This window comes from Microvirga terrestris (genome assembly GCF_015694425.1).
GTDB classification, from domain to species: domain Bacteria; phylum Pseudomonadota; class Alphaproteobacteria; order Rhizobiales; family Beijerinckiaceae; genus Microvirga; species Microvirga terrestris.
Window position 1 is genome coordinate 58,414 of record NZ_JADQDN010000004.1, and the last position, 13,015, is coordinate 71,428.

Sequence of the window (13,015 nt, forward strand, 5' to 3'; positions counted from 1 at the left end):
AAATTATCCATTGTTGCATCGACAGATTGACAATATCGGGGCTTCGCACCTTAACTCCGTCACAGAACGGCCATGAGTAGAGCCGTCTCAGAGGATCAAGGTAATGAAAAAATCAGCCCTCTTCGCAGCTATCTGCGTTCCGGCCTTCCTGGCCGCCGCTCCCCTGGCCGCCAAAACCCTCGTCTACTGCTCCGAAGGTAGCCCGGAGAACTTTTACCCCGGCATCAACACCACCGGCACCTCGTTCGATGTGAACGAGCATATCTACGACAACATCGTTGATTTCGAGCGCGGTGGCACGCAGGTCGTTCCAGGGCTCGCCGAAAAGTGGGACATTTCGGCTGACGGCACGGTCTACACCTTCCACATCCGCAAGAACGCCAAGTTCCACTCCAACAAGAGCTTCAAGCCGACCCGCAACGTGAACGCCGATGACATCGTGTTCATGATCGAGCGTCAGTGGAAGGAAGACAATCCTTACTTTAAGGTGACGAGCCCGAACCACTCCTACTTCACCGACATGGGCATGCCCAAGCTGCTGAAGTCTGTCGAGAAGGTTGATGACTACACTGTCCGGATCACGCTCAACCAGCCGGAAGCCCCATTCCTGGCGAACCTTGCCATGCAGTGGGCGGGCGTTCAGTCGAAGGAATACGCCGACGCCATGTTGAAGGCCGGCACCCCGGAGAAGATCGACCAGGATCCGATCGGCTCGGGCCCCTTCACGCTCGTCAACTACCAGAAGGACGCCATCGTTCGCTTCAAAGCTTTCCCGGAATATTGGGGAGGCAAGGCGAAGATCGACGATCTCGTGTTCGCGATTACCCCTGATGCTTCCGTCCGCTGGGCGAAGCTCCAGAAGGGCGAATGCCACGTCATGCCGTATCCGAATCCGGCTGACATCGAGGCCATCAAGAAGGACCCGAACGTCACGCTCATGGAGCAGGCTGGGCTGAATGTCGGCTACCTCGCTTATCAGACCACGAAGAAGCCCTTCGACGACGTACGCGTCCGCAAGGCCTTCAACATGGCCATGAACAAGAAGGCCATCGTCGACGCCGTGTTCCTCGGTTCGGGCGTTCCTGCAACGAACCCGATCCCGCCGTCCATGTGGTCGTTCAACAAGTCCATCAAAGACGACGAGTACAATCCCGAAGCGGCCAAGAAGCTCCTGGCCGAGGCTGGCTACCCGAACGGTCTTGAGACCGACCTCTGGGCTATGCCGGTGCAGCGTCCCTACAACCCGAATGCACGCCGCATCGCCGAGCTCATGCAGGCCGACCTCGCCAAGATCGGCGTGAAGGCTGAGATCAAGAGCTTCGAGTGGGGCGAGTACCGCAAGCGGGCCCAGGCTGGCGAACACCAGATGGCTCAGCTCGGCTGGACCGGCGACAACGGCGACCCGGATAACTTCCTGCACACCCTGCTGGGCTGCGCCTCGGCGCAGAGCAACTCCGGCTCGAACATCGCCAAGTGGTGCTACAAGCCCTTCGATGATCTCGTGACCAAGGCCAAAGTCGTCACCAACCAGGCCGAGCGTACCAAGCTCTATGAAGAAGCTCAGAAGATCTTCAAGGAGCAGGCTCCTTGGTTCACGGTGGCTCACGCCGTGCAGCTGAAGCCGGTCCGCAAGGAAGTGGTGGACTTCAAGCTCTCGCCGTTTGGACGCCACACCTTCTACGGCGTGGACATCAAGGGCAAATAAGCTTCTATCCCGTCAACCTGGCGGAGCGGCCTCATGGCCGCTCCGCCTTTTTCCGTTTTGGCCATGCTTAGATTCATCCTGACCCGCGTCAGCCTGATCATTCCGACATTCATCGGAATCACGCTGCTCGCCTTCTTCCTAATCCGCCTCGTGCCCGGCGATCCGATCGAAACCCTTGCAGGCGAGCGCGGCATCGATCCCGCGCGCCACGAGCAGCTGCGCAAGGAATACGGCTTCGACAAGCCGATCATCGTCCAGTACGGGATCTATCTGGCTCGGGTCCTCCAAGGCGATCTCGGCAAGTCGATGATCACGCAGGAGCCGGTGCTGAACGAGTTCTCGTCGCTGTTCCCGGCCACCATCGAGCTGGCCCTTTGCGCCATCATCTTTGCTCTTGTCTTAGGCCTTCCCGCCGGCATCATCGCGGCCATCCGGCGAAACTCGATTTTCGACCATGGTGTAATGGGCATTTCACTCGCGGGCTATTCCATGCCGATCTTCTGGTGGGGGCTCATTCTCATTCTGCTGTTCTCGGTGCAGTTCGACCTGACGCCCGTTTCGGGCCGCATCGACGTTCTGTATTACATCGAGCCCATTACCGGCTTCCTTCTGATCGACACCCTGCTTTCCGATGAACCCGAAGCCTTCTGGTCGGCTGTCAATCATTTGATCCTGCCTACCATCGTGCTCGGCACGGTGCCGCTCGCGGTGATTGCGCGCATGACCCGCTCGGCCATGCTTGAGGTTCTAGGCGAGGATTACATTCGTACCGCCAAGGCCAAGGGTCTTTCGCGCTTCCGCATCGTCGCACTCCATGCGCTGCGCAACGCACTGATCCCGGTCGTGACCGTGATCGGCCTGCAGATCGGCGTGTTGTTCACCGGCGCGATCCTCACCGAGACGATCTTCTCCTGGCCCGGTGTCGGCAAGTGGCTCATCGATGCCATCTTCCGGCGTGATTATCCCGTGCTGCAGGGCGGCGCTCTGCTGCTCGGCGTGGTGGTGATGAGCGTGAACCTTCTCGTCGACCTTGCTTACGGCCTTATCAATCCTCGCATCAGGCATACGCGATGACCACTGAAACCATGGAAGCTCCGGCCATCGCAGTGCCGACGGCCACCCCTCCTCACCCGGTGCGCGAGTTCTGGGGCTATTTCAGCGCCAACCATGGCGCTGTCGCTGGCTTGGTGATCATTGTGGCCGTCATACTCGTCGCGCTGCTCGCCGATGTGATCGCTCCCCACGATCCTAATCTCACCAACACCGCAATCGCCCTGAAGCCGCCGTTCTGGCAGGAAGGCGGCTCGATTTCCTACCCACTCGGCACTGATCCCATCGGGCGTGACATCCTCTCCCGCCTTATCTACGGCGCCCAGCTGTCGCTGCTCATCGGCATCGTGGTGGTGGCGATCTCCATCGCAATCGGCACCGTTCTCGGCCTCGTGGCGGGTTTCTTCCGCGGTCTGACCGAGATCTTCATCATGCGCCTGATGGACATCATCCTTACGCTGCCGAGCCTTCTGCTCGCCATCGTGATCGTGGCGGTGCTGGGCCCAGGCCTGATGAACGCCATGCTGGCTGTGGCCCTCGTGATCCTGCCGCATTACGTGCGCCTTGCCCGCGCGGCGGTGATCACCGAAACCTCCAAGGATTACGTGACGGCTGCCCGTGTCAGCGGCGCCGGTACGACGCGCCTGATGTTCAGGGAGGTGCTGCCCAACTGCACCGCGCCCCTCATCGTGCAGGCGTCGCTCGGCATCTCCACCGCCATCCTGGATGCGGCAGCCCTGGGCTTCCTCGGCCTCGGTGCGCAGCCTCCGTCGCCTGAATGGGGCACCATGCTGGCCGATGCCCGCGAGTTCGTTCTCCGCGCCTGGTGGGTCGTGACCTTCCCGGGTCTGGCGATCCTCATCACGGTGCTTGCCTTCAATCTTCTGGGCGACGGTCTTCGCGACGCCCTCGATCCAAAACTGAAGCGCTGATCATGGCTCTTGTTGAAATTGAAAACCTGTCGGTCGAATTCCCGACTCAAGGCGGCATCATGCGTGCCGTCGATGGCGTAAGTCTCAAGCTCGAAGAGGGTGAGGTTCTCGGCGTCGTGGGCGAATCCGGCTCCGGCAAAAGCGTCACGATGCTGGCCCTCATGGGCCTCATCCCCTTCCCTGGCCGCGTGCGCGCTGACAAGCTCGCCTTCAACGGCCGCGACCTCCTGACGATCTCGGACAAGGACCGGCGCAAGCTTACCGGCAAAGACGTCGCGATGATCTTCCAGGAGCCGACGACGAGCCTGAACCCATCCTTCACAGTCGGGTTCCAACTCACGGAAACGCTGCGTCTGCACGAGGGTATGGACCGCAAGGCCGCCGAACGCCGGGCCGTCGAGCTTCTTGGCCAGGTTGGCATTCCTTCACCGGAAAGCCGGTTGTCCGCCTATCCGCACCAGATGTCTGGCGGCATGAACCAGCGCGTAATGATCGCGATGGCCATTGCCTGCAATCCGAAACTGCTCATCGCCGACGAGCCGACCACCGCCCTCGACGTGACGATTCAGGCCCAGATCCTCGACCTGCTCATATCGCTCCAGAAGGAGCGCAATATGGGCCTCGTCATGATTACCCACAACATGGGCGTGGTGGCCGACACCGCCAAGCGCGTGATGGTGATGTATGCCGGGCAGATCATGGAGGAGCGCTCTGCCGACGACCTCTTCGCCTCGCCGCAGCACCCCTACACGGCGGCCTTGCTGGCAGCGCTCCCCGAGCGCAGCGAAGGCGGACGCTTGGCGACGATTCCTGGCGTGGTCCCTGGCCTCTACGATCGCCCGAAGGGGTGCCTCTTCAGCCCGCGCTGCGCCTATGCCACCGAGCATTCGCGCAACGTGCGCCCGACCCTGAAGCCTTGGGCCGGCGGCCACATTCGCTGCCATTATCCTCTCGGCGATCCGAACCGGGACGCCGAAATTCAGCATGATCATCCCGTTGGAACGGAGGCTGCATCGTGAAGGCTCCCGTTGTCGAAGCCAAGGGCCTGAAGCAGGTCTATAAAATCAAACGCGGCCTGTTCAAGGAGCCTGGCAATCTGCAGGCGGTGGGTGGCATTTCCTTTGCCATCGAACCCGGCAAGACGTTGGCCGTTGTGGGCGAATCCGGCTGCGGCAAGTCCACGCTTGCCCGCATGGTGACGCTGATCGAGAAGCCGACTGAGGGTCAGCTCACCCTCGATGGTATCGATGCTGTCAACACGCCGGCAAACTATGCCAAGGATCTGCGCCGAATGGTGCAGTTCGTGTTCCAAAATCCCTACGGCTCGCTCAACCCGCGCAAGAAGGTGGGCACGATCCTGGAGGAGCCGCTGGCCATCAACACCAAGCTCTCAAGCGCGGAGCGCACCGAACGTGCGCGGGCCATGATGGCGAAGGTGGGCTTGCGGCCTGAGCACTACGGCCGCTATCCCCACATGTTTTCCGGCGGCCAGCGGCAGCGTATCGCGATCGCGCGGGCACTTATGCTCTCGCCGAAGCTCGTGGTGGCGGACGAGCCGGTCTCGGCCCTCGACGTGTCGATCCAGGCGCAGGTGCTCAACCTATTGGCCGACCTGCAGGAAGAGATGGGATTGGCTTATCTTTTCATCTCGCACGACCTCGGCGTGGTCCGCCATATCGCCCATGACGTGCTCGTCATGTATCTGGGCCATGCGGTCGAGCATGGGCCTAAGGAAAAGATCTACGCGCGGCCGCTGCATCCCTATACGCAGGCGCTTCTGTCATCGACGCCCGGCATCACAGGCGTGAAGCGCAAGCGCATCATTCTGAAAGGGGAGCTACCCTCGCCGCTCAATCCGCCGAAAGGCTGCGTGTTCTCGACCCGCTGCCCCTATGTGACGGAGCGCTGCAAGGTCGAGCGTCCTGCTCTGCGGGAACTCGACGGGCGACAGGTCGCCTGCCACTACGCCGAAAACTTCCTGAACGAAGAGGCGGCTTGAACCATCAAGCGGGCAATGGCAGCCGCTTGGCTGCCGTTGCTCCATTGGCATCTGCCGCATTGGCCGGCTCCGGCAGCTTCTCCTCGCCGGTCGCCACCTTCAGGCACTGCACCACCGCATCGCGCAGGGACGAGACGTAATAATTGGCGCCGAGCGTTGCGCGCATCGTCTCGCTCTTCAGCACCGCGTCCTCCGCAGGCCAGAGCCCGACCAGGGTCGGAGCTTTCGCCTTCTGCTTCAGCCGCCGCAGAAGGTAGCGCAGATGTGCGGGCGTCCCGCTGATCTCCAGATAGCTGATGCACACCATCTGGACGCCGGTCATGTCCAGGTTGAAGATCTGCCGGCGCGATACGGCCTCATGCGGCACCACGCGGATGCCGAGCCCGTGCTTGCTCAGGAGTTGAGACAGCATCTCGGAGGCTGCCTCGTCGAGGGGTCCGCGACCTGCAACGCATAGCACTGCACCATCCGCTCTCCACGCCTCCGGAATCCCGCTTTCCTCTGGCATGGGCGCAGGCAAAGCCGGTTCCTTGTTGGCAGGTTTTTCGCTCGCGGGAGCGGCTACCGGATCGTCCTTGGTTTTCTGCGGTTCGGGTTCGACGTCGTCATGCCCGCCCAGATCCTGCACCAGGGCTCGGATCACGTCCTTGACCTGCTCAAGCTGGCGATGGGTGAGGACGCCGCGCGTCGCATCATTGGCGGCGAGCTGAAGACCTCTTAAGGCGACCTCATCGTAATAGGACGTCAGAGAACGCTCCTTCAGGAGGAGTTCGGCCGATTCGAGTGCCTCGTCGGGATCGCCTGCGAGCATTCGCTGATAGAGATTCTCGGCAGGCGTCAGGGCAGGTCTGTCGCCGAGCAGCACATCGAGGAATTCAAGCCGCTCCACGTGCCGCCCCAGCACCACTAGGCAGAGGGTAAGCGGCGTTGCGATCAGCAGGCCGACCGGCCCCCAGATCCAGGTCCAGAAGATCGCCGAAATGACGACCGCGAAGGGCGAGAGGCCCGTGCTCTGGCCATAGACGATAGGCTCGATCACATGGCCCATCAAAGGTTCGCCGATGGCGTAGAGCGCCAGGGTCATGAGGGCCATCGACCAGCCGGGATCGACGGAAGCGGCGAGCAGGATCGGCGGCAGGGCGGCGAGAAACGAGCCGATATACGGCACGAAGCGCAGCAAGGCCGCAAAGACACCCCATAGGATAGGGCTCGGCACCCCAATCAGCCACAGACCGACGGCGGCGACCACCCCGAACGATGCATTCAGTGCCAGCTGAGTCAGGAAATAGCGGCTAAGTCGCCGCGCGGCATCGTCCATCGCGGCCGTGGTGCGGTGCAGATCACTCGACCCGAACAGGCGAATCATCCGGTCGCGCAAATCCTCGCGTTGCATGAGGATGAAGACCAGCACAACGAACACGATGCCCATAGTGGCCAGCGGCTCAAGCAAAGGCAAAAGCACATTCCGGGCGACCTGAGCCGGTGTCGGATCCGGCTCGTGCACCTCCACTGGGAGAGGCTTCGGCTCCTCGGGTGGCGGGGGTGTGGCGGCGTTGGACGGCACTGGCGCTTGCTGCTCCGGCGGCGGCTCTGCGACGGCCTTGTCGAAGCGGCGGCCGAAATCCTTCAGGAGCGCAGGCAGCTTGCCAAGCGATCCCTCGCGCAGATGGCCGATCTTGTTCTCAATGGTGCTCTGATAGCGCGGCAGATCGGTTGCCAGGCCCGCCACCTGGAAGCCGATGACGGTGGCCAGGGACATGATGATGCCTAAAGCCACCAGCACGGCAATGATGACAGCCGGGACCCGGCTCAGGCGCGTCCGGCGCAGCAATTCGACAAAGGGGGCAAGAACGAACGCCAGCAGGATGGCGAGCACGACAGGCAGGAACACCTCCCGCCCGACGTAGAGTGCGGCCAGCACGACGACGCTCACGGCCAGGGTCAGCAGGCCGGAAAGTCCCGGAACGCCAGGCGGCTCGATTTCCGTCTCCGGAGGGGGAACGGGAGTGGGTGCGGGACGCATTCGGTCGATCTCTGCAAGCCGCGAGACGATCTCGCCGGCTTGCAAACAACGTGCTCAAGCCTGAAACGATCCTCAACCTTGGCCGAAAGCTTGGCCGCCTGCAATGCTGGGACCTTTTGCCATCTGCAAGCCGTCGACCTGCGAACCCATTTCATGGCTACGAAATTCCCGCCCAGCGGCCACAATCTCCCATGTCGATCACCAGACGCAACCTTCTGATTGGAGCAGCCATTGCTGCCTCTTCCACGGCCCTGGCCCAACAGGACAAGTCTTTCTCGATGCCCGTGACCGCACAGCGCAACGCGTTCAAGAGCGGCGGCAGAACCATTGCCGTCGAAACCTTTCAAGGATCCGGCTCTTCGCCTCGCCCTACGCTTCTCATGCTGCATGGGGCCGATGGCCTGAGCTATAACAGCCAATACCGTGAAGCGGCCCGCACGGTGGCGGCCGCCGGCTATCAGGTTCACCTTGTTCACTATCTCGACCGCACGGGCGAGAAGCGGGCTTCGTTCAGCACTCTGTTCCAGAACTTCATGCCCTGGATGAGCGCCGTCCAGGATGCCCTCACCTTTGCGGCGAATCATCCGGGTGCGGATCACAGCCGCATCGGCATCGTGGGCATTTCTCTGGGCGCAGCCCTGGGGCTCGCCGTCTCGAGCACCGATTCTCGCGTGAAAACGCTGGTGAACTATTTCGGTCCCCTGCCGCAGGGTGCGATCGCCACCACCTCCCGCCTGCCCCCGACTTTGGTGCTGCACGGTTCCGCCGATCCCATCGTGCCGGTGGCCAATGCCTATGCGGTGGAGGCCCTGCTGCGTCAGCAGAACGTGCCGCACGAGGTGAAGGTCTATCCCGGCCAGGGCCATGGCTTCAGAGGCGCTGCGGAAGAGGACGCGACCCGCAGGGCCCTCGCCTTCCTGCAGCGACACCTTGCCGGCAGTCGGGCTGCGGTGGATTCAGACCCTCTTTCCGTGGGTGGCTGACACGACTAAGACTTGGGGTCACCTCATCAACAGGCAGGAGCAATCATGACGGCTTCCGACACGGCTCTCGCAGTCAATCCCCTTCTTACGCCATGGACAACCCCATTCGGTCTCCCGCCCTTCGAGAGCATCGCGCCGGAGGATTACAGGCCGGCCTTCGACACCGCACTCGCGGAGCAGCAGGCGCAGATCACCGCCATTGCGGAAAGCTCTGACGCCCCGACCTTCGCCAATACCATCGAGGCCCTGGAGCGCAGCGGTCAGACCCTCAAGAAAGTGGGCAGCGTGTTCTTCAACCTCGCGGGCTCTCACACCAATGACGCGCTTCAGGCCATTGAGCGCGAGATGGCGCCAGTCCTCGCCAAGCACCGCAACAGCATCTTCATGAACGAGGCGCTCTACAAGCGCGTAGCTGCGCTCTACGACAAGCGCGAGAGTCTTGGTCTGAATCCTGAGCAGATGCGCGTTCTCGACCGTTATCACACCATCTTCGTGCGCGCCGGCGCCAAGCTCGGAACTGACGAGAAGAAGCGGCTCGCCGCGATCACCGAGCGGCTGGCAAGCCTCGGCACGCAATTCTCGCAGAACGTGCTGGCGGACGAAAAATCGTATCAGCTCGTCCTCGACGGCGAGGCGGATCTCGAAGGGCTGCCCTCCTTCCTGCGCGAGGCTGCTGCACAGGCTGCCGAAGAGCGGGGCTTGAAGGGCAAATATGTCATCACGCTCTCCCGCTCCAGCATCGAACCGTTCCTGCAGTTCTCCAAGCGGCGCGACCTGCGCGAGCAGGCTTTCAAGGCCTGGGCCGCCCGCGGCGACAATGGCAATGCGACTGACAACAAGGCGATCATCGCGGAGACGGCAGCCCTGCGCGCCGAGCGGGCGAAGCTCCTGGGCTACGAGACCTTCGCCGACTTTAAGCTCGCCGACACCATGGCGAAGACGCCGGATAATGTGCTGAAGCTCCTGAACGACGTCTGGACACCGGCCCGCGCCCGTGCGGAGCAGGAGCGCAACGCCCTGCAGGCGCAGGCGCAGTCCGCCGGCGACAGCATCGTCATCGAACCGTGGGACTGGCGCTATTACGCCGATCAGGTCCGCATGGCGCGCCACAATCTCGATGAGGCAATCATCAAGCCTTACTTCCAGCTCGACAGGATCATCGAGGCCTCCTTCGAGACGGCGCAAAGGCTCTTCGGCCTGAGCTTCCAGGAGCTGAAGGACTTCCCCAAATATCATCCTGACATCCGGGCCTGGCAGGTGGTGGATGCCAGCGGCCAGGATATCGGCACCTTCATCGGCGATTATTTCGCGCGTTCCTCGAAGCGCAGCGGCGCCTGGATGAGCGCCTTCCGCTCGCAGGAGCGGCTCACCGGCGATGTGCGACCGATCATCGTCAACGTGATGAACTTCTCGAAGGGTGGCGCGGGCGAACCGTCGCTCCTGAGCTTCGACGATGCACGCACCCTGTTCCACGAATTCGGCCATGGGCTGCACGGCCTTCTGTCGAACGTGACCTACCCACTGCTGGCAGGAACGGCCGTGTCGACGGATTTCGTGGAGTTGCCCTCGCAGCTCTACGAGCACTGGCTCTCGCAGCCCGATATCCTGCGCCGCTACGCAACCCACTACCGGACCGGCGATCCGATCCCGGAAGAACTGCTCGAGCGTCTCATGGCAGCGCGCAACTTCAACCAGGGTTTCGCCACCATTGAATATCTCGCCTCGGCCTTCGTCGACCTGGAACTGCACCGGCGCAAGGACCTGAGCAATCTCGACGCCTCGGCCTTCGAGGCGGAGACACTGCAAAAGATCGGCATGCCGCGCGAGATCATCATGCGCCACCGCACGCCGCATTTCGCGCACGTGTTCTCGGGCGACGGCTATTCGTCGGGCTATTACAGCTATCTCTGGTCGGAGGTGCTGGACGCGGATGCCTTCACGGCCTTCGAGGAGACGGGCGACGCCTTCAATCGCGACATGGCCGACAAGCTGAAGCGCTTCATCTACTCCGCCGGCAATCTGCGCGATCCGGCTGAGGCCTACACGGCTTTCCGGGGACGTCTGCCCACGGCAGACGCTCTCCTGGCCAAGCGTGGACTGGTCGCCGTGGGTGCGGATGCTTGAGTGAGAAAGGTGGCGGGCTCGTCACGCCGCTCCGGTGACGGCTTCGCGCACGCGTCGCGGCATGTAAAGGCGGATGCGACCGATGCGGGGCTTATCCTTCGGAGTTACCTCGGAAGAGGCGAGTGGGCGCAGGATGCTTTTGAGGAAAATCATTCCCTTGGGATCAATTTCCAAGGCTTTTGCATCAAGCACCGGCATGGGCGCCTTCCCCTAGTGTTCATGTTTGTCTGGAAACGCAACGCCTACAAAAAAGAACCCGCACCCATGAGCAAAGTTCCTTGCATCAGCGAGCGAACCTCAACTCGCTGACTTGGCGAGACACCTGTCCTGGCACTAGAAGAGACGACGGAAAATGGGCTTTATTGGGGCTGTCGGGGAATCGCTGCGGCTCCAGGCAGAGCCCTCCATGCCGACCGTACCGGGCTCCCCCAAGGCCCTCGACGGCAGGCATGTTGAGCAGGTGCCCGTCATAGAACTGAACGCCGGGTTCCGTGGTCCAGAGTTCCATGGACACGCCGCTCTTGAGCGAAGCCACGGTTGCTGCGTGCCGAAGCTCACCGTAGGGCCCATGAAGCACGTAGTTGATGTCGTAGAGGATGCGTTCTTGCATGAATTCGGCCGCGCCGATGGGCCTCAAGGTGGTGAAGTCGTAACCGGTATTCGCCACGCGCCGGATCTCTCCCGTGGGGATGAGATCGGTACGGGTCGGCGTGGTGTAATCGGCCGCGATCATCAGGTGATGGGCGAGAATGTCCGCGCTGCCATCGAGATTGAAATATCCGTGGGTGGTGAGGTTCACCGGCGTCGGCTGGTCGCAGGTGGCCTCGAGCACGATCCGCAGGCCGCATGAGGGCAGGAGCGTATAGGTGCAGGTGGCCATAAGCCGGCCCGGATAGCCCATGTCGCCATCCTCCGACACGAGGTTCAAGGTGACGCTGGTGTCCGTGTGATCAATGATGCTCCAGAGCCGTGTGCCGAAGCCCATGGTGCCGCCATGCAGCTGGTTGCGGCCCTCATTGGCGTCGAGGCGATAGGTCTCCCCGTTCAGAGTGAAGCATGCGCCTCCGATGCGGTTGGCATGGCGCCCGACGATGGCGCCGAAATAAGGGGAATGGGCGACGTAATCCTCGATGGAATTGAGCCCGAGCAATACGCCCTGTGAACCGCCTGAGGCGGGTACGACGAGGTCGCGCATCACAGCGCCCCAGGTCAGCACCTGCATGACCATGCCGTCTGGGCCGTGCAGCGAGACCTGCAGGACATCCTGCCCGTTGAGGGAGCCGAAGCGCTCGATGCTCATGGTGCTTATCCTTCGAAGATATTGGTCCTTAGTCCGCGGATGCCGCCGGTCTCCACTTTGAAGAGATGGCCTGCCATCACGTCGATATGCGGATCCCGACCGATGGCCGCGGTTGTGATGTAGAGCGTGGTGAGATCCGGCCCGCCGAAGGCGCATTTCGTCACCTGGGCGGTCGGAACCGACACGGTGCGTTCGACAGAACCGTCGGGAGCAAACCGCGTGATGCGCGAGGCACCCCAATGGCAGACCCACACATGGCCTTCCGCATCGACTGCCATACCGTCCGGATGGCCCCAGCTCTGCTCGAAGCGGGTAAAGTGGCGCGGCTCGCCGATCCGGCCATCACCAGCGTCGAAGGCATGGATGACCTGCCCCATGGTGTCGGTGGCGTAGATCGTCCGTCCGTCATGGCTGAAGGCCGGGCCGTTGGTGACGACGATCCCCGAATGGAACTGGGTCAGCTCCCTGCCGTCCCAGCGCCAGAAGGCCCCGGAGGCGCTCTCCTCCTCGTCGTCCATGGTGCCGAAATAGATCGCTCCGTCGGGACCCACATGCCCGTCGTTGATGCGGTTGTTCGGCTTGTCCTTGTCGGGCGACACGAGGGGTTCGACTGCACCGGTCTTAAGGTTGAACCGGGCAAGCCCGGACTTGAAGCCGGCGACCACCACATTCTCGTCAGGCGTCAGGGCGATGAAGCCGATCCGCTCGGGCGCATCGACACGGAAATGCTCCTTCGCATCCGGCCGGTAGCGCCACACCCCCGGGTTCTTGATATCGACCCAGAACAGGGTGTTCGAGCGGTGGTCCCATACCGGCCCCTCCCCCAGCACGCAGGCGCTGGCGACCGCCACATGCGGCGTCTCCGGGTGAACGGTTGGATGCGTCATGGCTTCCCCTCG

Annotated in this window: 11 protein-coding genes; 7 read left to right on the forward strand and 4 right to left on the reverse strand. The window is 62.3% G+C overall.

Going from position 1 to position 13,015, the window contains the following annotated elements:
• Positions 1-103 precede the first annotated feature (103 nt).
• The 5 genes from I2H36_RS09405 to I2H36_RS09425 all read left to right on the forward strand — a co-directional run bounded on the left by I2H36_RS09405 (position 104) and on the right by I2H36_RS09425 (position 5,686).
• Positions 104-1,705: an ABC transporter substrate-binding protein gene (locus tag I2H36_RS09405; RefSeq protein ID WP_196263645.1), complete on the forward strand. Its 1,602-nt coding sequence runs from the start codon at positions 104-106 to the stop codon at positions 1,703-1,705.
• A 63-nt stretch (positions 1,706-1,768) separates the two neighbouring features.
• Positions 1,769-2,779 carry an ABC transporter permease subunit gene (locus I2H36_RS09410; RefSeq protein ID WP_196263948.1) on the forward strand — a complete coding sequence of 337 codons (1,011 nt, stop codon included), beginning with the start codon at positions 1,769-1,771 and terminating at the stop codon, positions 2,777-2,779.
• Complete coding sequence (locus I2H36_RS09415; protein WP_196263646.1) at positions 2,776-3,687, forward strand: ABC transporter permease subunit; 912 nt, start codon at positions 2,776-2,778, stop codon at positions 3,685-3,687. Before I2H36_RS09410 ends, I2H36_RS09415 begins: the two co-directional genes overlap by 4 nt.
• Positions 3,688-3,689: 2 nt before the next feature.
• Positions 3,690-4,706, forward strand: a complete 1,017-nt coding sequence (locus tag I2H36_RS09420) for an ABC transporter ATP-binding protein (protein WP_196263647.1) — start codon at positions 3,690-3,692, stop codon at positions 4,704-4,706.
• A complete protein-coding gene (locus I2H36_RS09425; protein ID WP_196263648.1) occupies positions 4,703-5,686 on the forward strand; it encodes a dipeptide ABC transporter ATP-binding protein in 984 nt (327 codons plus the stop codon). The genes I2H36_RS09420 and I2H36_RS09425 overlap by 4 nt, the downstream gene beginning before the upstream one ends.
• Positions 5,687-5,690: 4 nt before the next feature.
• Here I2H36_RS09425 and I2H36_RS09430 read toward each other — a convergent pair whose 3' ends face one another.
• Positions 5,691-7,709, reverse strand: a complete 2,019-nt coding sequence (locus tag I2H36_RS09430; RefSeq protein ID WP_196263649.1) for an AI-2E family transporter — start codon at positions 7,707-7,709, stop codon at positions 5,691-5,693.
• A 191-nt stretch (positions 7,710-7,900) separates the two neighbouring features.
• Here I2H36_RS09430 and I2H36_RS09435 point away from each other — a divergent pair, with 191 nt between their 5' ends.
• Positions 7,901-8,692 carry a dienelactone hydrolase family protein gene (locus tag I2H36_RS09435; RefSeq protein WP_246718737.1) on the forward strand — a complete coding sequence of 264 codons (792 nt, stop codon included), beginning with the start codon at positions 7,901-7,903 and terminating at the stop codon, positions 8,690-8,692.
• A 45-nt stretch (positions 8,693-8,737) separates the two neighbouring features.
• Positions 8,738-10,816, forward strand: coding sequence for a M3 family metallopeptidase (locus tag I2H36_RS09440; protein WP_196263650.1), 2,079 nt, complete (start codon positions 8,738-8,740; stop codon positions 10,814-10,816).
• 21 nt (positions 10,817-10,837) lie between these two features.
• Here I2H36_RS09440 and I2H36_RS09445 read toward each other — a convergent pair whose 3' ends face one another.
• From I2H36_RS09445 to I2H36_RS09455, 3 genes are all read right to left on the reverse strand, one after another.
• Positions 10,838-11,014 carry a hypothetical protein gene (locus I2H36_RS09445; protein ID WP_196263651.1) on the reverse strand — a complete coding sequence of 59 codons (177 nt, stop codon included), beginning with the start codon at positions 11,012-11,014 and terminating at the stop codon, positions 10,838-10,840.
• A gap of 85 nt (positions 11,015-11,099) precedes the next feature.
• Positions 11,100-12,116, reverse strand: a complete 1,017-nt coding sequence (locus tag I2H36_RS09450; protein ID WP_196263652.1) for an aldose epimerase family protein — start codon at positions 12,114-12,116, stop codon at positions 11,100-11,102.
• A 5-nt stretch (positions 12,117-12,121) separates the two neighbouring features.
• On the reverse strand, positions 12,122-13,003 hold the full coding sequence (locus tag I2H36_RS09455; protein ID WP_196263653.1) for an SMP-30/gluconolactonase/LRE family protein: 882 nt from the start codon (positions 13,001-13,003) through the stop codon (positions 12,122-12,124).
• Positions 13,004-13,015 lie beyond the last annotated feature (12 nt).

Bases quoted from the DNA above. Each gene is read 5' to 3' on its own strand.
- I2H36_RS09405 (WP_196263645.1), top strand. From the start codon at position 104: ATGAAAAAATCAGCCCTCTTCGCAGCTATCTGCGTTCCGGCCTTCCTG.
- I2H36_RS09410 (WP_196263948.1), top strand. From the start codon at position 1,769: ATGCTTAGATTCATCCTGACCCGCGTCAGCCTGATCATTCCGACATTC.
- I2H36_RS09415 (WP_196263646.1), top strand. From the start codon at position 2,776: ATGACCACTGAAACCATGGAAGCTCCGGCCATCGCAGTGCCGACGGCC.
- I2H36_RS09420 (WP_196263647.1), top strand. From the start codon at position 3,690: ATGGCTCTTGTTGAAATTGAAAACCTGTCGGTCGAATTCCCGACTCAA.
- I2H36_RS09430 (WP_196263649.1), bottom strand. From the start codon at position 7,709: ATGCGTCCCGCACCCACTCCCGTTCCCCCTCCGGAGACGGAAATCGAG.
- I2H36_RS09435 (WP_246718737.1), top strand. From the start codon at position 7,901: ATGTCGATCACCAGACGCAACCTTCTGATTGGAGCAGCCATTGCTGCC.
- I2H36_RS09440 (WP_196263650.1), top strand. From the start codon at position 8,738: ATGACGGCTTCCGACACGGCTCTCGCAGTCAATCCCCTTCTTACGCCA.
- I2H36_RS09445 (WP_196263651.1), bottom strand. From the start codon at position 11,014: ATGCCGGTGCTTGATGCAAAAGCCTTGGAAATTGATCCCAAGGGAATG.
- I2H36_RS09450 (WP_196263652.1), bottom strand. From the start codon at position 12,116: ATGAGCATCGAGCGCTTCGGCTCCCTCAACGGGCAGGATGTCCTGCAG.
- I2H36_RS09455 (WP_196263653.1), bottom strand. From the start codon at position 13,003: ATGACGCATCCAACCGTTCACCCGGAGACGCCGCATGTGGCGGTCGCC.